This window comes from Alphaproteobacteria bacterium, from assembly GCA_019635875.1.
Taxonomy (GTDB): Bacteria; Pseudomonadota; Alphaproteobacteria; order Reyranellales; family Reyranellaceae; genus JAFAZJ01.
Window position 1 is genome coordinate 602621 of sequence record JAHBYP010000001.1, and the last position, 20324, is coordinate 622944.

22 protein-coding genes, 1 pseudogene and 2 riboswitches are annotated in these 20324 nt (G+C 68.3%); of the genes and pseudogenes, 12 read left to right on the forward strand and 11 right to left on the reverse strand.

Features of this window, described 5'->3' with window-relative positions; translation table 11 throughout:
• Positions 1–299: 299 nt before the first annotated feature.
• Complete coding sequence (locus KF889_03050) at positions 300–905, reverse strand: YqgE/AlgH family protein (protein ID MBX3498395.1); 606 nt, start codon at positions 903–905, stop codon at positions 300–302.
• Positions 906–1057: 152 nt separating this feature from the next.
• Here KF889_03050 and KF889_03055 point away from each other — a divergent pair, with 152 nt between their 5' ends.
• The 5 genes and pseudogenes from KF889_03055 to KF889_03075 all read left to right on the forward strand — a co-directional run bounded on the left by KF889_03055 (position 1058) and on the right by KF889_03075 (position 6686).
• A complete protein-coding gene (locus tag KF889_03055) occupies positions 1058–3259 on the forward strand; it encodes a thioredoxin family protein (protein ID MBX3498396.1) in 2202 nt (733 codons plus the stop codon).
• Between the two features lie 33 nt (positions 3260–3292).
• Positions 3293–4630: a Rieske 2Fe-2S domain-containing protein gene (locus KF889_03060; protein ID MBX3498397.1), complete on the forward strand. Its 1338-nt coding sequence runs from the start codon at positions 3293–3295 to the stop codon at positions 4628–4630.
• 93 nt (positions 4631–4723) lie between these two features.
• Positions 4724–5206: pseudogene (locus KF889_03065) on the forward strand (peroxiredoxin).
• Between the two features lie 75 nt (positions 5207–5281).
• Positions 5282–5761 (forward strand): peroxiredoxin, encoded by a 480-nt coding sequence (locus KF889_03070; protein ID MBX3498398.1) that lies wholly within the window; start codon positions 5282–5284, stop codon positions 5759–5761.
• 61 nt (positions 5762–5822) lie between these two features.
• Entirely contained in the window at positions 5823–6686 is an 864-nt protein-coding gene (locus KF889_03075; GenBank protein ID MBX3498399.1) for a phosphotransferase family protein, read from the forward strand.
• Between the two features lie 78 nt (positions 6687–6764).
• On the opposite strand, the gene rnhA is transcribed toward KF889_03075, so the two are convergent.
• The 3 genes from rnhA to ispH form a co-directional block, all read right to left on the reverse strand.
• On the reverse strand, positions 6765–7229 hold the full coding sequence (gene rnhA, locus KF889_03080; GenBank protein MBX3498400.1) for a ribonuclease HI: 465 nt from the start codon (positions 7227–7229) through the stop codon (positions 6765–6767).
• Positions 7226–8185: a homoserine kinase gene (locus KF889_03085; protein ID MBX3498401.1), complete on the reverse strand. Its 960-nt coding sequence runs from the start codon at positions 8183–8185 to the stop codon at positions 7226–7228. The genes rnhA and KF889_03085 overlap by 4 nt, the downstream gene beginning before the upstream one ends.
• 169 nt (positions 8186–8354) lie before the next feature.
• Positions 8355–9326: a 4-hydroxy-3-methylbut-2-enyl diphosphate reductase gene (gene ispH, locus KF889_03090; GenBank protein MBX3498402.1), complete on the reverse strand. Its 972-nt coding sequence runs from the start codon at positions 9324–9326 to the stop codon at positions 8355–8357.
• 77 nt (positions 9327–9403) lie between these two features.
• Here ispH and KF889_03095 point away from each other — a divergent pair, with 77 nt between their 5' ends.
• Both KF889_03095 and KF889_03100 read left to right on the forward strand, forming a co-directional pair.
• Positions 9404–9643, forward strand: a complete 240-nt coding sequence (locus tag KF889_03095) for a CDGSH iron-sulfur domain-containing protein (protein MBX3498403.1) — start codon at positions 9404–9406, stop codon at positions 9641–9643.
• A 34-nt stretch (positions 9644–9677) separates the two neighbouring features.
• Positions 9678–10217, forward strand: a complete 540-nt coding sequence (locus KF889_03100) for a hypothetical protein (protein MBX3498404.1) — start codon at positions 9678–9680, stop codon at positions 10215–10217.
• A 28-nt stretch (positions 10218–10245) separates the two neighbouring features.
• Here KF889_03100 and KF889_03105 read toward each other — a convergent pair whose 3' ends face one another.
• Both KF889_03105 and KF889_03110 read right to left on the reverse strand, forming a co-directional pair.
• Positions 10246–10821, reverse strand: coding sequence for a TetR/AcrR family transcriptional regulator (locus KF889_03105; GenBank protein MBX3498405.1), 576 nt, complete (start codon positions 10819–10821; stop codon positions 10246–10248).
• Between the two features lie 557 nt (positions 10822–11378).
• Positions 11379–11537: a hypothetical protein gene (locus tag KF889_03110; protein ID MBX3498406.1), complete on the reverse strand. Its 159-nt coding sequence runs from the start codon at positions 11535–11537 to the stop codon at positions 11379–11381.
• A gap of 244 nt (positions 11538–11781) precedes the next feature.
• A riboswitch (glycine riboswitch) is annotated at positions 11782–11880 on the forward strand.
• A 1-nt stretch (position 11881) separates the two neighbouring features.
• A riboswitch (glycine riboswitch) is annotated at positions 11882–11993 on the forward strand.
• 52 nt (positions 11994–12045) lie between these two features.
• On the opposite strand from KF889_03110, the gene gcvT reads away from it, so the two are divergent.
• From gcvT to KF889_03135, 5 genes are all read left to right on the forward strand, one after another.
• Positions 12046–13173, forward strand: a complete 1128-nt coding sequence (gcvT, locus tag KF889_03115) for a glycine cleavage system aminomethyltransferase GcvT (protein MBX3498407.1) — start codon at positions 12046–12048, stop codon at positions 13171–13173.
• A 14-nt stretch (positions 13174–13187) separates the two neighbouring features.
• Entirely contained in the window at positions 13188–13559 is a 372-nt protein-coding gene (gene gcvH, locus KF889_03120; GenBank protein ID MBX3498408.1) for a glycine cleavage system protein GcvH, read from the forward strand.
• 2 nt (positions 13560–13561) lie between these two features.
• Positions 13562–14908 carry an aminomethyl-transferring glycine dehydrogenase subunit GcvPA gene (gene gcvPA, locus KF889_03125; GenBank protein MBX3498409.1) on the forward strand — a complete coding sequence of 449 codons (1347 nt, stop codon included), beginning with the start codon at positions 13562–13564 and terminating at the stop codon, positions 14906–14908.
• Positions 14908–16500 carry an aminomethyl-transferring glycine dehydrogenase subunit GcvPB gene (gene gcvPB, locus KF889_03130; GenBank protein MBX3498410.1) on the forward strand — a complete coding sequence of 531 codons (1593 nt, stop codon included), beginning with the start codon at positions 14908–14910 and terminating at the stop codon, positions 16498–16500. Before gcvPA ends, gcvPB begins: the two co-directional genes overlap by 1 nt.
• A gap of 191 nt (positions 16501–16691) precedes the next feature.
• Complete coding sequence (locus KF889_03135) at positions 16692–17426, forward strand: phytanoyl-CoA dioxygenase family protein (GenBank protein ID MBX3498411.1); 735 nt, start codon at positions 16692–16694, stop codon at positions 17424–17426.
• On the opposite strand, the gene KF889_03140 is transcribed toward KF889_03135, so the two are convergent.
• The 5 genes from KF889_03140 to KF889_03160 form a co-directional block, all read right to left on the reverse strand.
• Complete coding sequence (locus KF889_03140; GenBank protein MBX3498412.1) at positions 17399–17902, reverse strand: paraquat-inducible protein A; 504 nt, start codon at positions 17900–17902, stop codon at positions 17399–17401. The genes KF889_03135 and KF889_03140 overlap by 28 nt on opposite strands.
• A 167-nt stretch (positions 17903–18069) precedes the next feature.
• Positions 18070–18552: a F0F1 ATP synthase subunit B gene (locus KF889_03145; GenBank protein MBX3498413.1), complete on the reverse strand. Its 483-nt coding sequence runs from the start codon at positions 18550–18552 to the stop codon at positions 18070–18072.
• A gap of 44 nt (positions 18553–18596) precedes the next feature.
• Positions 18597–19193, reverse strand: a complete 597-nt coding sequence (locus KF889_03150) for a hypothetical protein (GenBank protein MBX3498414.1) — start codon at positions 19191–19193, stop codon at positions 18597–18599.
• 94 nt (positions 19194–19287) lie between these two features.
• The gene (locus tag KF889_03155; protein MBX3498415.1) at positions 19288–19512 is read right to left on the reverse strand and encodes a F0F1 ATP synthase subunit C; all 225 of its coding nucleotides are present in this window, start codon (positions 19510–19512) and stop codon (positions 19288–19290) included.
• A 58-nt stretch (positions 19513–19570) separates the two neighbouring features.
• Complete coding sequence (locus KF889_03160; GenBank protein ID MBX3498416.1) at positions 19571–20302, reverse strand: F0F1 ATP synthase subunit A; 732 nt, start codon at positions 20300–20302, stop codon at positions 19571–19573.
• Positions 20303–20324 lie beyond the last annotated feature (22 nt).

Below are 20324 nucleotides of genomic sequence, written 5' to 3' on the forward strand. Positions count from 1 at the left end.
AGCCCGCCCGAAAACACAAACGCCCCCGCGAGCGGGGGCGTTGGCGATCGGACGGACGGGAAGGAACGAAGGCAGGTCGCAGACTGGGGTAAGGCCGATCCCCGCTACGGCCCGACACGGCGGCCGCTCGTTGCTCGGTGCCTGTACCCACGCAAGGACCCTGAGGGGAATCCGGGCCTCCTTCGTTACATGGAAACCCTAACATCGCCCCTGCAACGAATCACTGATTTTGTGGGTCGTTACAGAAAATTCACACAAGCTATTGAATTTAGGCCCAGAACGGTCCGAGACGCGTGCCGTCAGGCGCGACCCGAGAGATGCGACATCATCCCGGGGTCGATGCCCAGGCGGTCATCGACCTTGGCCAGGGCGCGGCCCCACTTGGCCTGCAGGTCGTCGCCGAAGACCAGGTCGAGATCGGTTGGCACGACCAGCCAGGCATTGTCGATCAGCTCGCGGTCGAGCTGGCCCGGCCCCCAGCCGCTGTGGCCCAGGGTCAGCAGAGCCTGCTTCGGGCCGGTGCCGGCCGACAGGTCGCGCATGATGTCGAGCGAGCCGGTGATGCCCATCTGGCCGTCGGCCAGGCTGAGCGTCTCCTCGCGCTTGTAGTCGCCGGAATGCAGCACGAAACCGCGCTGGACCTCGACCGGGCCGCCCAGGATCACTGGCCGGGCCTCGGCCCCGGGCGCCGGCGAGATGTCGAGCTGCTTGTAGAGGTCGGCCTCGGTCATGTCCTCGACGGTGCGGTTGACGACCAGGCCCAGCGCGCCGTCGGCGTCGTGGCGGCACATGTAGATCACGGTGCGGCGGAACCGCTCGTCAGGCATGGCCGGCGTGGCCACCAGCAGGTAACCGGTGATGTAGCCCGAGTCGGAGGGGCCGGAGGGGGTCGTCTGGGTTGGCATGGTGCAACGCTCCCGCCATCGCATCGCGGCCGCATGCGCGCCGTGCGACCGGAGAGCGCGACACGCGCTTGTGACTGCCAGCGAGCGCCAAGGCCGCGTATCCGGACACTGGTCGGCAGGCACCGACCGCTCGCATACTATATCGGAAGACGATGCGCCTTCGCCAAGACATAGCCGCGCCTGTCCCCGTGAATTCGGTGGACGCCCTTTCTCCCCGAGCGGGGGAAAGTGCAGCGACGCTCGCGCGACTGGTTCTCGCTCTCGCACTGTTGATGTCCGTCCTCGGTGCCGGCGCTCCCGCCCGTGCCGCCGGCTCCGACTGGGTGAAGACAGAGCAGACCGAGCTGCGGCTGGTCTCGGCGGTCGACGCGGTGGGCGATTCGCGAACCGTGACGCTCGGCCTGCATTTCCGCATGAAGCCGGGCTGGAAGATCTACTGGCGCTCGCCCGGCGACGCAGGCTACCCGCCCTCGATCGACTGGAAAGGCTCGGCCAATCTGGAAAAGGCCAGCCTGCTGTGGCCGGCGCCCTACCGCTTCGATGTCTCCGGCCTGACCACCCTGGGCTACAAGGACGAGGTCGTGCTGCCGCTCGCCGCCACCCTGGTCAAGGCGGGCGACGCGCTCTCGCTGCGCGCCTCGGTCGACTACCTCACCTGCGACGACGTCTGCATTCCCTACACCGCGAAGCTGGAGCTCGACCTGCCGGCGGGGGCGGGCTCGCCGTCGGCGGAAGCGCCGATGATCGGTGACTTCCTCGCGCGCCAGCCCGCGACCACGGGCTTGAGCATCGAGCGGGCGAGCCTGCGCGACGTGCCGAGGAAGGATGGCAAGCCGGGCGAGGCCATCGTCGAGGCTACCGTCAGCGCGCGGGGCGAGCGCGCCTTCGTCAAGCCCGACATCGTCGCCGAGCACGCCGCCATCGCCGTTTCCGACCCGCCGCGGGTCAGGCTCGACGATGGCGGCCGGCGCGCGGTGTTCACCTTCACGCTGGCCGGCGACAAGCTCACCGCGGCGAGCCTCGCGGGACAGAAGCTGGTGCTGACCGTGCTCGACGCGCCGCTGGCGGTCGAGGTCGAGGCGATCGCCTCGCTCGGCGCGCCGCCGCCGACGTCGTCGGCCTTCGGCGAGCTCGCGGCGATGCTGCTGGTGGCGCTGCTCGGCGGCCTGATCCTCAACGTCATGCCCTGCGTCCTGCCGGTGCTGTCGCTGAAGGTGATCGGCGCGGTGAGCCATGGCGGCCAGGCCTCATCGCGCGTGCGCGCCGGCTTCCTTGCCTCGTCGGCCGGCATCCTCGTCTCGTTCCTGGTGCTGGCCGGCGGCGCGGTCGCGCTCAAGGCCGCCGGCGCCACGGTCGGCTGGGGCATCCAGTTCCAGCAGCCGGTGTTCCTCGCCTTCATCATCGCGGTGGTGCTGCTCTTCGCGCTCAACCTCGCGGGCCTGTTCGATATCGCCTTGCCGGCATGGCTCGCCGGCGCGGCGGTGGCGGGCGAGCAACGCGCGGCGCGCTCCGAGCTCTCGGGTCATTTCGCGTCGGGCGCCTTCGCGGCCCTGCTGGCGACGCCGTGCTCGGCGCCCTTTGTCGGCACGGCGCTGACCTTTGCGCTCTCGCGCGGATCGCTGGAGACGGTGGCGATCTTCACGGCGCTGGGACTGGGTCTCGCCGCGCCGTTCCTGCTGGTGGCGGCGTTCCCCAAGCTCGCGACACGATTGCCCAAGCCCGGCGCGTGGATGCTGTGGGTGAAGCGCGTCATGGCGCTGGCCCTGTTCGCGACGGCGGTGTGGCTGTTCACCGTGCTGGGCGGCGCGGCGGGCTGGAACGCGGTCGCGGCGGTGGCCGCGATCCTGGCGGTGATGGCGCTCGCCATCGGCCTGCGCCGGCGACTCGGCGGCTTCGCGGTGCCTGTGGCCATCGCCGCCGCGGCGCTCGCCATGGCGGCGCCGCTGGTGGTGCAGGCGCCGGCGCCGGCCTCGGCGGCGGTGGCCTCCGGTCGCTGGCTGCCGCTCGATCCGGCGCGCGATATCCGGGCGCAGATCGAGGAGCGGCTGGCCGGCGGCAGGATCGTGATCGTCGACGTCACCGCCGACTGGTGCCTCACCTGCCAGGTCAACAAGAAGCTGGTGCTCGACGCCGCCGATGTCGCCGCGAGGCTCGACCGCGACGGCGTGCTGGCGGTGCGCGCCGACTGGACCCGGCCCTCGCCGGCGATCGCGGCCTATCTCAAGGCCAATCAGCGCTTCGGCATCCCGTTCAACATCGTCTACGGCCCGGGCGCGCCGCAGGGCGTTCCGCTGCCCGAGTTGTTGAGCGTCGATCTCGTGATGGGCGCCCTCGACAAGGCCGGGCGCAAGTAGACAAGATCGCCTCCGATCTGGGAGGCGACTTGCATGCTCAGTCGCGAGGACAACGACATCCTGACGCTCACCGGCCCGGGCACGGCGATGGGCGACTATTTCCGGCGCTACTGGATTCCCTTCGCGCTGGCGTGCGAGCTGCCCGAGCGCGACGGCCCGCCGGTGCGCGTCGAGATCCTGGGCGAGAAGCTGCTGGCGTTTCGCGACAGCGAGGGCCGCGTCGGCCTGATCGAGGGCAGGTGCCCGCATCGCGGCGCCGATCTGTACTGGGGCCGCAACGAGGCATGCGGCATCCGCTGCGTCTTCCACGGCTTCAAGTTCGACGTCGAGGGCAACTGCGTCGACATGCCGATCATGGTCGAGACCGAGGCGCTGCGCGCGCGGGCGAGGATCCTCGCCTATCCGACGCTCGAGCGCGGCGGGCTGCTGTGGGCCTACATGGGTCCGGCCGAGCTGAGGCCGGCGCCGCCCGATCTCGAGTTCACGCTGGTGCCCGAAGGCCACGCCTACGTCTCGAAGAAGCTGCAGGAGTGCAACTGGGCGCAGGCGGTCGAGGGCGCGCTCGACACCGCGCATTTCTCGTTCCTGCACAACGTCATCACCACCGATGAGGCCGAAGCGAAGAAGCTGATGCGCGGGGCGGCGATCTCCCAGCAATCGGTGGCCAACGACCGCATCCGCTGGGTGCGCGACGATCGCATGCCGCGCTTCACCCTGCTGCCGCACGATGCCGGCATGACCATCGGCGCATCGCGCCGGACCGACGACAGCGACCTCTACTGGCGCATCGCGCAGTTCCTGCTGCCCAACCACGCGCTGGTGCCGAGCTCGTTCCCGGGCGAGGTCTATCACGGCCAATGCTGGGTGCCGATCGGCGACACGCATTGCTGGATCTACACCTACACCTGGCATCCCGACCGGCCGCTCAGCGATGCGGAGATCGAAGGCTACCGGACGGGCCACTCGATCCATGCCGAGGTCGACGAGAACTTCGTGCCGCTGCGCCATCGCGGCAACGAGTACCTGATCGACCGGCAGGAGCAGAAGAGCAAGACCTATACCGGCATCAAGGGCGTGTCCGAGCAGGATTCCTGCATCCAGGACAGCCAGGGCTTCATCGCCGATCGTCAGCGCGAATTGCTCGGGCCGACCGATATCGGCGTCGTGCGCTTCCGGCAGATGATGCTGCAGGGCGCCAAGGGGCTGCGCGAGGGCCGCGAGCCGGATGCCGCCGGCAAGCCTGCCGCCTATCGTGTTCGCGGCGGCGGCTGGGTCGCGTCGGGCGGCAAGGGGCTGGAAGAGGTGATGGTCGAGCGCTTCGGCCATCCGCGGGGACTGGTCGAGGCAACCGGCCGGCAGGCGGCGGAGTAGGGTGGCACGGATGGACAAATCCCGCGCGCGACCCTAGGTAGGGGATGGCCGTCCGGTCGTGGCGGCTGCTGTTCCGTCAAGGAGACAACATCAATGGTCAAGGTCGGCGACAAGGTGCCGAGCGCGACGTTGAGGTATCTGGGGCCGGAAGGGCCCAAGACGATCTCGACCGACGAGCTCTTCGCATCGGGCAAGAAAGTGGTGGCCTTCGCGCTTCCCGGCGCGTTCACTCCCACCTGAAGCGCCAAGCATGTGCCAGGTTTTCTGGCCAACCACGACGCGCTGAAGGGTAAAGGTATCGACACGATCGCCTGCATTTCCGTCAACGACGCCTTCGTCATGGGCGCCTGGGCCAAGAGCACGGGCACCGGCGAGAAGGTGATGATGCTGGGCGACGGCAATGGCGAGTTCACTGAGAAGATGGGGCTGACGCTCGACGCCACCCGCAACGGCCTGGGCAAGCGTTCGCAGCGCTACGCCATGGTGGTCGAGGACGGCGTCATCAAGCAGCTCCATGTCGAGGCGCCGGGCGCCTTCGAGGTCTCGAGCGCCGAGGCTGTTCTCAAGGGTCTCTGAACGGGGTGGCATCGGCCCTCGCCGCCCCGATAAGATGGAGCGGTGAGGGCCGATGTGCTCCGAGGAGAGACCGAGATGATCAAGGTAGGCGACCGCATTCCGACGGCGACGCTGCGCGAGAAGACCGCCGAGGGCGTCAAGCCCGTCACCACGGACGAGCTGTTCAAGGGCAGGAAGGTGGCGCTGTTCGCGCTGCCCGGCGCCTTTACGCCGACATGCTCGGCCAAGCACGTGCCGAGCTTCGTCAACAACGCCGACGCGCTGAAGGCCAAGGGCATCAGCGACATCGTCTGCGTCTCGGTCAACGACGCCTTCGTCATGGAGGCCTGGGGCAAGGACCAGAAGGCCGAGGGCAAGGTGCGCATGCTGGCCGACGGCAATGGCGAGTTCTCCGAGGCGCTCGGGCTGACCTTCGACGCCTCCGGCTTCGGCATGGGCAAGCGCTCGCAGCGCTACGCCATGGTGGTCGATGACGGCGTGGTCAAGGCGCTGAACGTCGAGAAGCCCGGTGCCTTCGAGGTGTCGAGCGGCGACGCGGTGCTCAAGGCGCTCTGAGCTCCACGACGATGACAGGAGAGCAGGGGCGGCCGGCAACGAGCCGCCCCTGTCGCTTGTGATGGACCGAATCGCCGACCTGCCGTGCTGGCGCGGCCGCATCGAGATCGCGCCGCTCGCCGGCGGCATGACCAACAGCAATTTCCTGGTGACCGATTCCGGCCGGCGCTACGTCGTGCGCCTGGGCGAGGATATCCCGCTGCACGGCGTGATGCGCTTCAACGAGCTGGCCGCCTCGCGCGCCGCGCACGAGGCCGGCCTGTCGCCGGCCGTGATCCACGCCGAGCCGGGCGCGATGGTGCTGGACTACATCGACGGCCGCGCCCTCACGCCCGGGGATGTGCGCGATCCCGCCCGCCTGGCGCCGATCGTCGAGCTGATCCGCCGCTGCCATCGCGACATTCCGCGCTTCCTGCGCGGGCCCCTGCTGGCGTTCAACGTCTTCCACGTCCTGCGCGACTACATGGCGACATTGCTCGATGGCGGGTCGCCTTACGTGACGCAGATCGCCGGCTGGACCGACCGCGCCATGCTGCTTGAGGCGGCGGTGGGCCCGATCGACCTGGTCTTCGGCCACAACGATCTGCTGGCCGGCAACCTGCTCGACGATGGCAATCGGCTGTGGCTGATCGACTGGGACTACGCCGGCTTCAACTCGCCGCTGTTCGATCTCGGCGGCCTGGCGTCGAACAACGGCTTCGACGCCGCGCACGAACGCGCGCTGCTGACGCGCTATTTCGGCCAGGCGCCCGATGACCTGATGATGCGCCGCTACGCGGCGATGAAGTGCGCCTCGCTGATGCGCGAGACGCTGTGGAGCATGGTCTCGGAGCTGACGTCCAGGGTGAGCGACGTCGATTTCGCCGCCTACACCCGCGAGAACCGCGCCCGCTTCGAGGCCGCGTGGGCCGCGTTCGGCGATTAGGTCACAGCTGTCATCCCGAGCGCAGCGAGGGATCCAGGGTAATCGCTAGATCCCTCGCTGCGCTCGGGATGACAGGCGTCAGAGATCCGACAGCTTCGCCAGCGCGCGCAGTCGCTTGACCTCGGCGCGCGCCAGCGCGTCGGCGCGCTCGTTCTCGGGGTGGCCGGAATGGCCCTTCACCCACAGCCATTCAACGCGGTGCGGCGCCATTGCGGTCTCGAGCCGGCGCCAAAGGTCTTCGTTCTTCACCGGCTTCCTGTCGGCCGTCTTCCAGCCGTTGCGGCGCCAGCCATGGATCCACTTGGTGATGCCGTCGCGCAGATAGCCGCTGTCGGTGTGCAGGCGCACCTTGGTTGGTCGCTTCAGCGCCTCGAGCGCCTGGATCGCCGCCATCATCTCCATGCGGTTGTTGGTGGTCGCCGCCTCGCCGCCGGAGATCTCCTTCTCGACCGTGCCCTTGCGCAGCAACGCGCCCCAGCCGCCTGGCCCGGGATTTCCGCTGCAGGCGCCGTCGGTGAAAATGTCGACCACGTCGCCGCTCACAGCCCGTATCCCGAGGCCGAGCCGACATTGCGGTGGAAGCGCAGGCGCGCGAGGTACTCCAGCGGATCCTTGCGCTTGACCATCGCGCCCGCCGGCGTGTGCAGCCAGTCGTAGAGGCGTGTCAGCAGGAAGCGCAGCGCCGAGCCGCGCGCCAAGGTCGGCAGCGCGTCGCGCTCAGCCTGGCTCAGGGGGCGTACGCGCTGATAGCCGGCGAGCAGGGCACGGGCCTTGGTAACGTTGAAGCTCCTGTCGGGCTCGAAGCACCAGGCGTTGAGGCAAATGGCGACGTCGTAGGCCAGGAGGTCGTTGCAGGCGAAGTAGAAGTCGAAGATGCCGCTGAGCTTGCCGTCGAGGAAGAAAACGTTGTCCTGGAACAGGTCGGCATGGATCACGCCCTCGGGCAGAGCGCGCGGCCAGTTGCGATCGAAGAAATCGAGTTCACCTGCGAGTTCCTCGGCGAGGCCGTGCATCACTTCGTGTGCGCGTGCCTTGCTGCCGTCGTACAGCGGCCGCCAGCCCGGAACCGACAATGCATTGGGGCGCCGCAGGGTGAAGCCCTCGCCGGCGAGGTGGAGCTTCGCCATCGCCTCGCCGACCGGTCCGCAATGGGCGGTTTCGATGCGTCGTGGCCACAGACCGGAGAGAAAGGTCACCATCGCTGCCGGCCGGCCGGCGATGGTGCGCAGCGCCTTTCCGTCGCGGCCGTGGATCGGCGTCGGGCAGGGAATGCCGCGCGCCGCGAGATGCTCCATCAGGCCGAGGAAGAACGGCAGGTCGTTCGGATCGACGCGCTTCTCGTACAGCGTCAGCATGAAGGTGCCGCGCTCGGTGGTCAGCACGTAGTTCGAGTTCTCGACGCCTTCTGCGATGCCCTTCAGCGAGGTCGCGTGACCGATGTCGTACTGGGCCAGGAACGCATCCACATCCTCGTCGGAGACTTCCGTGTAGACCGCCATGACGCGCCTTATGTGGCCTTCATCTTCCCCCGGAGGGGGAAGGTGGCAGCGCGAAGCGCTGACGGAAGGGGGATGTCGAAGACGAACAGAGGAGCCCGTTTTCGACATCCCCCTTCCGCCCTCCGGGCACCTTCCCCGTCCGGGGGAAGGGAATACACGAACACGCCCATCAAGCCACCAGCGCGCGCGGCAGCTTGAAGACCACGCTCTCCTCGGTCACGCGCACTTCCTCGATGACGACATCGAAGCGCGCGCGGCAGGCGGCGATCAGCTCGTCCACCAGCACTTCGGGGGCCGAAGCGCCGGCGGTGACGCCAAGGCGCGACACGCCCTGCAGCCAGTTCCAGTCGAGATCGGCGGCGCGTCGCACCAGCGTCGCCCTGGGGCAGCCGTAGGTCTTCGCCACCTCGACCAGGCGCATCGAGTTCGAGGAATTGGGCGCGCCGATCACCACCAGCGCCTCGCAGCGTGGCGCGATCGCCTTCACCGCCGCCTGGCGGTTGGTGGTGGCGTAGCAGATGTCCTCGATCTTGGGCCCCTGCATGCGCGGGAAACGCCGCTGCAGGATGGCGACGATGCCGGCGGTGTCGTCGACCGACAGCGTGGTCTGGGTGGCGAAGGCGAGATTCTCGGGATCGGGCACCTGCACCGTCTCGGCCTGGGCGGCGTCCTCGACCAGGATCACGGCGCCTTCGGGCAGCTGGCCCATGGTGCCGATCACTTCGGGATGGCCGCGATGGCCGATCAGCAGGATGGTGCGGCCCGCGGCATGATGGCGCTCGGATTCGCGGTGCACCTTGGAGACCAGCGGGCAGGTGGCGTCGACATAGAGCAGGGTGCGGCGTTGCGCCTCAGCCGGTACCGACTTGGGCACGCCATGGGCGCTGAACACGACTGGCCGGTCGTCGGGCACGGCGTCGAGCTCGTCGACGAACACCGCGCCCTTGGCCTCGAGATTTTCGACCACGAAGCGGTTGTGCACGATCTCGTGGCGCACATAGACCGGCCGTCCGTACTTCTCCAGCGCGCGCTCGACGATCTGGATGGCACGGTCGACGCCGGCGCAGAAGCCGCGCGGGCTGGCCAGCAGCAGTGTGAGAAGCGGCCGCTGGGCGGGGGAAGGGGGCTGGACGACATTCATGGGCGATCCCTAGGATCGCACCTATGGCGCAGCGGGCGTGACCCTGTCAAAGCGCCCCCTGGCGAAGGATGAAACCCATGACCAGCCCTGTAGCAGCCGGCACGGCGCCGATCAAAGTCAGCCTCGAGAGTGGCAAGGATTACTGGTGGTGCGCCTGCGGGCGCTCGGCCAAGCAGCCGTTCTGCGACGGCTCGCACAAGGCCGTCGGCCTGGCGCCGCTGAAATACACGGCGCAGCGGGACGGCGACCACTGGCTCTGCATGTGCAAGGGCACGAAGAATTCTCCGCTGTGCGACGGCACCCACAAGACGCTATGAGGACGCCGTCCTTCGGTCTGCTGCGGTGATGTCCATGGTCCTGCGTCCTCTTCTGCCGGCGGCGCTGCTGGCCGCGCTGGCGGCCTGCGGCCCCTCGACCACCGAACGCGTCACGGCGGCGCAGCTCTGCCCGAAGGCGCTGCGCGTTCAGGACGCCGCGACGCTCACGCGCTTCCAGCCCGGCCGCGGCCGCGACGCCACCGACACCATCGTCCAGGCGTCGCTGAGCGATATCGACATCGCCTGCGGCGCGCGGCGCGATCGCGTCGACCTCGACATCGTCTTCGAGGTCCGCGTCGCCGAGGGGCCGGCGCTGGCGCGCGTCGCGCCCGACCGCAAGGTGGCGCTGGAGTACTTCGTCGCCATCATCGATCCGCAGCGCAAGGTCGTGGCGCGGCGCACCTTCAACGCCGATTTCCAGTTCAGCGGCAATCGCACCAAGCTCGCCAGCAAGGAAGAGCTGAGCCAGCGCATCCCGCTTGCCAGCCCCGACACCGGCGGCGCCTACCAGATCGCGGTGGGCTTCGTGATGACGCCGGACGAGGTCGAGTTCAACCGCCGCGGCAGGCGCTGAGGTCGTATCCCGGACGGCCCCGGAAATATCAGGACTTCGGACCGGCCAACACCGCCCAGGCGGAGTCGACGAAGAGCGGCGCATGGTCCGATAGCGGGCCATTGATTCGGCCGTAGACCTTGAACACGGCGGCCTGCAGGACGATGCCGACCACGGCGGCGGTCATGCCGTCGAGATCGCGCTTGGCGATCTCGCCCGCGGCCATCGACTGGGCGATCACGTCGCGCACCACATCGACCGGGTTGGCCAGATCCTCTGACAGGCTGGCGAGGAAATGGTGCTGCGTCAGCAGGTGATAGGCGAAAACAGTCCAGTCGGCGTCGGCCCACTCGCAATAGCAACGCACGATCGCTTCGGTCTTCTGCCTGAGCTTCTTGTGCGGCTGATGCGCCTGCAAGAGCGCGTCGGCCAGCGCCACGTGATGTCGCGTGAACAGATCGAGGGCGAGCGCGTCTTTGGATGGGAAGTAGCGATAGATCGTACCTTCGGCGACCGATGCAGCCATGGCGATCTCGCGTGTCGTGGTCTCGGCCACGCCCCGCGCCATGAACAGGGTCAACGCCGCGCGCTCGACGCGCCGCTTGGTATCGTCTGCCTTCCCCATTGCAGTAAGTCTACTGCCCTGAAGCAGAGGTGGAAAGGCGAAACTGGTTTCCCATGTACATAGGTAGAGATATCAGCAGAAGGGATGCGCTATATGTAGTTGCCTGCCCATTTTTTACGATCGCATTGGCAACTAAAAGCGATTGACTGCCCAATCCGCCCGATCGCTCAGAATGAGAGCACGTGCCCTGCAACTACACAGCTGTCGGTCGCCCGGGAGTGTACAAACGACCAAAATGTGTGTCGACGGGTCCGCCCAGCCCGTGCGGCAATGGAGGATTCCGTGAGGTCGAGCGAGCCTCTCGGTGACCGCGGGATCGCCGCGCAATCGGCGTAGCCGACGGCCGGAACGAAGCGATGCGCGACGTCCGCATCGCGTCAGCGTACCGAACGTCACCGAGACGATGATGCAATTGACGCGGATGCATTGACGCGCCGCCACGGCACCAGCGCGTTGTGCGTGGCGTCATGCGCAGGTTCCGCGCCAGCAGCAGGTTCGCCACGCCGAACGCGTGACTGTGCCGGGCTGCTCGACGACGCTGGAGAGGCGTGCGACGGCTACAGCCAGTCGCCGACCAGCCCGCTGGCCAGGAGCAGCGCCCTGAGCCGAAGCCCCGTCGTGGTGAAGCGGTCGTAGCCCTTCATCGCAAGGTCGCGATTGACCGCACGGTACAGGGCGCGGCGGGACTCCCGATCGGGCCGTGCGCAAGTTCTCATCGGATGGATCCTCCTCCGAAATGTTCCTGGTGAGAGCGCTCGATGCGCCATCGCTCGACTCGTCAGCACAGACCCTTCGCCACACCCCCGTCGAGGCGGTCATTGGCGCCATCAAGGGCAGACAGCCCATGCAGCGCTTGTACTGAACGGCATTCAATTTACAGACGAGGAGCTTTTCCACTACTGAGGAGCAACGCCTGACGTTGCTCCTGCTGGGGTGCGTCGCTATGGTGGCCGCCGCCAGATGATCCCCATGGGAGAGAGCGTTTTCGCCGACGCGAAGTCGCCGCCGAAGGAGCAACCGCCCCGGAAACTCTCAGGCACCCAGGACCGTGGGGGGATGGCACTCTGGAAAGTGGCCGCGTGCGCGAAAGCGCGGGGCGGCCCACCGACGAGGTAAGTCGGCGGCGCGCTCAATTGCGTCCCGGCCAATCTTTCAGGTCACCAGACAGAGGGGGCGCGGGCGATGCCATCCGGCGTCGCGCGTGCCGATTCTGAAAGGTGACCGGTGACCGACGCTCCCTCGTCTGCCTCTCTTCAGCGTACGCCCCTCTACGATCTGCACCGCGAGCTCGGTGGCAAGATGGTGCCGTTCGCCGGCTACGACATGCCGGTGCAGTATCCGCAGGGTGTGCTCGGGGAGCATCTGCACACGCGCGCCAGCTGCGGCCTGTTTGACGTCTCGCATATGGGCCAGATCCGGCTCACCGCGAAGCCGGGCCAGGACCTCGTGGGCGCGATGGAATCGCTGGTGCCCGGCGACATCCGTGGTCTGAAGCCCGGGCAGATGCGCTACACGCAGCTCACCAACGAGACCGGCGGCATCCTCGACGATCTGATGGTGACCAGCACGGGCGATCACCTGCTGCTCGTGGTCAACGCCGCATGCAAGCACGACGACCTCGCCCATATCCGCAAGGGCATCGGCGACCGCGTCGAGATCGAGCCGATGTTCGCCCGCGGCCTGCTGGCGCTGCAGGGACCCAGGGCGGTCGATGTGCTGAGCCGCTACGCGTCGCAGGCGCGCACGATGGTGTTCATGACCGGCGCCGTGCTGCGCATCGATGGCGTGGAGTGCTACGTCACGCGCTCAGGCTACACCGGCTGCGACGGCTACGAGATCGCCACGCCGGCCGACTCGGCCACGCATGTCGCCCGCCTGTTGCTCTCGAATGAAGAGGTCAAGCCGATCGGCCTGGGCGCGCGCGACTCGCTGCGCCTGGAGGCCGGTCTCTGCCTCTACGGCCACGACATCGACACCACGACCACGCCGATCGAGGCCGGGCTGCTGTGGAGCGTGGGCAAGGAACGCCGCGCGCAGGGCGGCTTCCCCGGCGCCGCTGTGGTGCAGAAGCAGATCGCCGAGGGCGCGCCGCGCCGGCGCGTCGGGCTGAAGCCCGAGGGCCGCACCATCGCGCGCGAGGGCGCCGAGATCGTCGACGGCGCCGGCAAAGTGATCGGCAAGGTGACGTCGGGCGGCTTCGGGCCGTCGCTGAACGGGCCGATGGCCATGGGTTATGTCGAGCGCGCGCAGGCCGCCAACGGCACGAAGCTTGCGCTTGTCGTGCGCGGCAAACCGGTCGCGGCCGAGGTGGTGCCGATGCCGTTCGTCAAGCACACGTATTTCCGCGGTTAAGGGGGGAGGCCTCAGTGCTGAAATTCTCGAAGGAGCACGAGTGGGTGCGCGTCGAAGGCGACATCGGCACGGTCGGCATCACCGACTATGCCCAGCAGCAGCTGGGCGACGTCGTGTTCGTAGAGGTTCCCGAGATCGGCCGCACGGTCGAGAAAGGTGGCGAGATCGCTGTCGTCGAGTCGGTGAAGGCCGCGTCCGACATCTACGCGCCGGTCGGCGGCGAGGTGGTCGAGGCCAACACCGCGCTCGCCGACTCGCCCGGCGACGTCAACGCCGATCCGATGGGCAAGGCCTGGTTCTTCAAGCTGAGGATCGCCGACAAGGGCGACCTCGACGACCTGATGGACGAGGCGGCCTATGGCGAATACGTGAAGGGTCTCGAGTAGCGATGCGCTATCTTCCCCTCACCGACGCCGACCGCAGCGAGATGCTGAGCGTCATCGGCGTGCGCTCGGTCGACGAGCTGTTCCGCGACGTGCCGGAAGCGGCGCGCCTGAAGGGCAAGATCGATCGCCTCGGCGACCACATGGGCGAGCTCGAGGTCGATCGCGCGCTCTCGGCCATGGCGGCGAAGAACCGCGCGGCGGGCGCGGGGCCGTTCTTCGTCGGCGCCGGCGCCTACAAGCACCACGTGCCCTCGAGCGTCGATCACCTGATCCAGCGCGGCGAGTTCCTGACCTCGTACACGCCGTACCAGCCCGAGATCACCCAGGGCACGCTGCAGTACCTGTTCGAGTTCCAGACGCAGATCGCGCTGTTCACCGGCATGGATGTGGCCAACGCCTCGATGTACGATGCCAGCACCGGCGCCGCCGAGGCGGTGCTGATGGCCAACCGGGTCACGCGGCGCAGCAAGGCGATCCTGTCGGGCGGCCTGCACCCGCAGTACCGCGCCGTGATCGAGACCACCGCGCGCTGGCAGGGCTTCGAGGCCGTCGGTGCGCCGGTCGACGCGACCGGCGTCGAGGACCTCGCCGCGCAGGTCGACAAGGAAACCTCCTGCGTCGTGGTGCAGAATCCCAGCGTGTTCGGCCATGTGCGCGACTTGTCGCCGCTGGCCAAGGCTTGCCACGACGCCGGCGCGCTCTTGATCGTCGTCGTCACCGAGATCGTGTCGCTCGGCCTGCTGATGCCGCCGGGCGAGATGGGCGCCGACATCGTCGTCGCCGAGGGCCAGTCTCTCGGCGTCGGCCTGAACTTCGGCGGCCCCTATGTAGGCCTTTTTGCGACACGCGAGAAATTCGTGCGGCAGATGCCGGGCCGTCTCGTTGGCGAGACCGTCGATGCCGACGGCCAGCGCGGCTTCGTGCTGACGCTCAGCACGCGTGAGCAGCACATCCGGCGCGAGAAGGCGACCAGCAACATCTGCACCAATTCCGGGCTGTGTGCGCTGGCCTTCACCATCCATCTCACCCTGCTGGGCGAGGCGGGCTTCACGCGGCTGGCCGAGCTGAACCATGCGACGGCGGTGAAGACCGCCGACGCCCTGGCGCAGGTCAAAGGCGTGAGCCTGCTCAACGGCACCTTCTTCAACGAGTTCACGCTGAAGCTGCCAAAGCCCGCGGCGCCGGTCGTCGAGCGGCTCGCGGCCAAGGGCGTGCTGGGCGGCGTGCCGGTGTCGCGCCTGATGCCCGACGATCCCGCGGTCGCCGACCTGCTGCTGGTCGCGGCCACCGAGACGGTGAGCGATGCCGACATCGCCGCACTCGCCCGCGCGCTGACGGAGGTGCTGTGATGGTCCAGTCGCTCGACCGTTCGCAGGGCCGCAGCGGTACGCTGTCCGCCTCCGGCACCACGGCGCCGACCTTCACCGGCAACCGCGCGTTGCAGCTCGAGGAGAAGCTGATCTTCGAGATGGGCCAGCCCGGCCGCTGCGGTGTCGACCTGCCGGAGCCGCCCAGGGTCGCCGACCGACTCAACGGCCTGCGCCGGCGCGGTGCCATCGGCCTGCCCGGGCTGGCCGAGCCGCAGGTGGTGCAGCACTACACGCGCCTGTCGCAGAAGAACTACGCCATCGACATGGGCGTCTACCCGCTGGGCTCGTGCACCATGAAGCACAACCCCCGGCTCAATGAAAAGATCGCCCGCCTGCCCGGCTTCGCCGACGTCCATCCGCTGCAGCCGCAATCGACAGTGCAGGGCGCCTTCGAGCTGATCGACGAGCTGGCGCGCTGGCTCAAGACCTTGACCGGCATGCCGGCGGTGGCGATGTCGCCGGCCGCGGGCGCGCATGGCGAGATGTGCGGCATGATGGCGATCGCCGCCGCGCTGGCCGCGCGCGGCGAGAGCCAGCGCAAGACCGTGCTGGTGCCGGAATCGGCGCACGGCACCAACCCCGCGACCGCCGCCGCCCTGGGCTTCGTCGTCAAGCCGATTCCGGCCACCGATGACGGCCATGTCGATGTCGCGGCGCTGAAGGCGGCGCTGGGTTCCGACGTGGCGGCCATCATGCTCACCAACCCCAACACCTGCGGGCTGTTCGAGCGCGACATCCTGGAGGTCGCCGACGCGGTGCATGCGGCGGGCGCCTATTTCTACTGCGACGGCGCCAACTACAACGCCATCGTCGGCCGGGTGCGGCCGGGCGATCTCGGCGTCGACTGCATGCACATCAACCTGCACAAGACCTTCTCGACGCCGCATGGCGGCGGCGGGCCGGGCTCGGGTCCCGTGGTGCTGTCGGATCGCCTCGCCGCCTATGCGCCGCGGCCGTGGATCGTGCACGACGTCACGGGTTGGCACGCCGCCGAGGAGGGCACCTCGGTCGACGGCCAGCCGCTGGGCCGCCTGAAGGCCTTCCATGGCCAGATGGGCATGTTCACCCGCGCGCTCGCCTACATGATGAGCCACGGCGCCGACGGCCTGAAGCAGGTCGCCGAGGACGCGGTGCTCAACGCCAACTACGTCATGGCCCGGCTGAGCGCCGAGATGACCCCGGCCTTCGGCGGCCCCTGCATGCACGAGGCGTTGTTCGACGACTCCTTCCTCAAGGACACCGGTGTCAGCACGCTCGACTTCGCCAAGGCGATGATCGACGAGGGCTTCCACCCCATGACCATGTACTTCCCGCTGGTCGTGCATGGCGCGCTGCTGATCGAGCCGACCGAGACGCAATCCAAGGAGGCGCTCGATCAGTTCTGCGACGCCCTGCTGCATCTCGCACGCAAGGCCAAGAGCGGCACGGCGGTCGAGGATTTCCGCGCCGCGCCGACCATGGCGCCGCGCCGCCGTCTCGACGAGACGCTGGCGGCGCGCAAGCCGGTGCTGCGCTGGAAGCCCAGCAACAATCCGCCGACCGACGCGCCCACGCGCCAGGCGGCGGAGTAATGCCATCAACGACCTTCCCCCGGAGGGGGAAGGTGCCCGAAGGGCGGAAGGGGGATGCCGAAGCCGAACGCAAGAGTCCGTCTTCGACATCCCCCTTCCGTCGCGCTGGCGCGCGCCACCTTCCCCCTCCGGGGGAAGGTAAACTCCGATACCACTGGCGCACGCGCGGCTACGTCGTCCTGCCGCGCTTCATGGGATGGCTCGATCGCGAGCGGCTGCGGGCGGCATGCGATCGTGCGGCGCGCGCATGGCGCGCGGGGCTGCCGCCCGAACGGCGCGACGGCCCGCTCAGCAACATGGCCTATCTCACCGATCCCCGCTGGTACGACGATCGTCGCGTGCCGGAGGAGATCCTGCGGTTCGTTGCCGATCGCAGCGTGCTCGACCTGATCGCGGCGATCACCGGCGGCGTGCCGCTGTTCCACAACACGCAGTACTTCATGGAGCAGCACGGCGCCGACTGGGACGGGCAATGGCACCGCGATACGCAGTTCCTGGCGCCCGACGCCGACAGCGAGAAGCGCGACATCGCGGCCGGCACCGGCGTGCACTTCCGCGTCGCCCTCGCCGACGATCCCTGGCTGTCGATCGTGCCCGGCTCGCATTGCCGTTGGGATACGGCGCAGGAATGGGCGATCCGCCACGAGGCCGCGAGCGGTGATCCGCCGGACGCGGTGCGCCTGCCGCTGAAGGCCGGCGACGCGCTGCTGTTCCACGCCTGGTCGATCCATCGCGGTCTCTATCGCTGCGTACCGGCGCGCCGAACGTTCGACGTGGTCTACATGACGCGCGGCACGGTCGGGCGTGCGCTGACGCCGCAAGCCTGCATGCCGTCGCTGGTCCGTCTGGCCTCGTTGCCGCGCGACGCGCGCGCCTTCTTCCAGCGCTTCGCGCGCGCCTATCGCCGCGTCCGGGCGTCGGCCTGACGTCGCCGGCGGTCGATCCACGCCATCAGCACCATGGCGAACAGCGCCGAGGCGCCGAACAGGTAGATGCCGCCTTGGGCGCGGAAGCGCACGAAGAAGTCGCCCTGCAGCGACACGACGATGATCGCCACCACCAGCACGTCGAGCATCGACCACTTGCCGATGCTGACGGCGATGGCATGCAGCGGCCCGGTGCGATGATGCGGCGTCAGCCACAGGAAGGCGGCAACCAGCAGCTTGAGCACCGGCAGCGCCACCGAAAAGGCCGCGATCACGATCGCCAACGGCCAGGAGTCCGAGTACCAGAGGTCGCCGATGCCCGACAGCACGCTGTGCGTGTCATCGAACAGGCGCACCTTGGTGACCTTCACCGCCGGCACCACCAGGCCGAGCGCCAGGCTGATCGCGGTGAGCGCCCACAGCACGATCAGCCACGGCGTGTCGCGCGGATGGCGGGCGGCGAGCGAGGCGGTCATGCGGGCAGTCTAGGGCGGAGTTCGTTCTTGCGTCTCTCCTGTCATTCCGAGCGCAGAGAGGAATCCGGGCTGGCTTCTCTGGATTCCTCGCTGCGCTCGGAATGACAGGCTGGAAGAAGAACCCCGCCTCGTGGGCGGGGTTGATCGTGTGACGGCGTGCGTCTGGGCTAGTTCAGCCGTCTCGGCAGCTCGGTGATCGCCTGGTCGACCAGCTCGGTGCCCTGGCCCGACTGCATGCGCTCCTGCAGGAGCGAGCGGGTGGCGGAGATCGCGGCGTCGACGGCGGTGGCGCGCACCTCCGCCATGGCCTTGGCCTCGGCCTGGGCGATGCGGTCGAGCGCCTGGCGCTCGCGCAGCTTGATGGTGTTGGCGAGGTCGGCCTCGGCGCGCGCCTTGAGCGAGACGGCTTCGGCGGTGGCGAGATCGATGATGCCCTTGGCCTCGCTCTCCGCCGCGTCGCGCTTCATCTTGTACTCGGCGAGCGTCGCCTCGGCCTCGGCGCGCAGCTTCAGCGCGTCGTCGAGCTGCTTGGTGATCGCGACGGCGCGCTGGTCGAGCATGCCGGTGATGCCCTTCCATGCCGCCTTGCCGGCCACCCCGAGGAAGATCACGAAGGACACGGCGACCCAGAATGTCGGGTCGGCGAACATCGAGCCGCCCGCGGCGCCCGGTTCGGCGGCCCATGCGGTGCCGATCATCGCGCGCCTCCCCTCAGCGCCGCGCCGACGAGAGCGTCGACCCGCGCCGCATCGGCCTGGCCGCCGACCAGCTTGCCGTAGGCCGCCTGCGCCACCTCGACCGCCATCGAGCGGACATTGTCCATGGCCGCCGCGCGCGCCTCGTCGATGCGCTGCTCGGCCGCGGCGATCTCGGCGCCGATGCGCTGGCCGACCTCGGCCAGCTTGGCGTTGGTCGCCGCCGAGGCGGCGTCGGCCGCCGCGCGGTTGGCCGCCTGCGCCTCGGCGCGGGCATCGGCGATCGACTTCTCGTAATGCGCCAGCGCCGCCTTGGCCTCGTCGCGTGCCTTGGCGGCGGCGTCGAGATCGCCCTGGATCTTGGCGGCGCGCGCCTCGATCGTGCCGCCCAGGGTCGGCATCACGACCCGCGACATGATCACGTAGAGGATCGCGAAGCAGACGATCAGCCAGAAGATCTGGCTGGGCATCGTGTTCGGATCGAACTGCGGCATGCCCTTCTTCTCCTGCGCCGCGGCGGAGAAGGAGACGAGGCCCAGCGCCGCCGCCACGAGGGCGGGCGCGAAGCGGTCGTAAAGTGAACGCGGCTTGACCATCTCAGTCACTCCGGACGACGCCCTGCGGCGCCGTGTCTGGGTGATGAAGGCCGGGCGTCGCCGTCCCGCCCGCCCTTCTCGGCCGAAAGAGGGCTCAGCCGAACAGCGCGATCAGCGCGACGATCAGCGCGAACAGCGCGATCGCCTCGGTGACGGCGAAGCCGATCCAGATGTTGGCGCCAATCTCGGCCTTCGAGGCCGGGTTGCGCGAGAGCGCCGTGATGTAGCTGCCCCAGATGTTGCCGACGCCGATGCCGGCACCGATCATGCCGATGGCGGCGAGGCCGGCGCCGATGAACTTGGCGGCTGCGGGATCCATGGTTGTCTCCGTGGTGATGGGCGTTGGACGATTGTTGATGGGTACGGGCGCGGCCGGCTCAGTGCAGGTGCAGCGCGTCGTTCAGGTAGATGCAGCAGAGGATGGTGAAGATGTAGGCCTGCAGGAAGGCCACGAGGAATTCCAGCGCCGTGATGCCGACCAGGACCAGCAGCGGCACCCAGCCGCCGATGAAGCCCAAGGCGATGACGAAGCCGGCCAGCACCTTCAGCAGAACATGGCCCACGGTCATGTTGGCGAACAGACGCACCGACAGGCTGACCGGCCGCGACAGGTAGGAGATCACCTCGATCGGGATCAGAATCGGTGCGGTGGCGAGCGGCGCGCCGTGCGGGAAGAACAACGAGAAGAAGTGCAGGCCGTGCTTGAAGATGCCGATCAGCGTGATGACCAGGAAGATGGCGAAGGCCATCGCGAAGGTCACGGCGATGTGGCTGGTGAAGGTGAAGGTGTAGGGGATCATCCCCAGCATGTTGCCGAACAGGATGAAGATGAAGAGCGAGAACAGGAACGGGAAGTATTTCTTGCCGGCGTCGCCGACATTGTCGCGGATCATGCCGGCGACCATGTCGTAGAGCATCTCCGCCAGGCCCTGCAGGCGGCCGGGCACCAGCTTCTTCTGCGCGCCGGCGGCGATCAGGAAAAACGACGCGACGCCGACGGCGGCGAGCATGAAGGCGGCGGAGTTGGTGAACGCGATATTGGCCTTGCCGATGGTGAACAGCGGCTTGCTGAGATCGATGATCTCGAACTGCTCGAGCGGACTGGCCACGATCTCACCCCTGACGCGGACG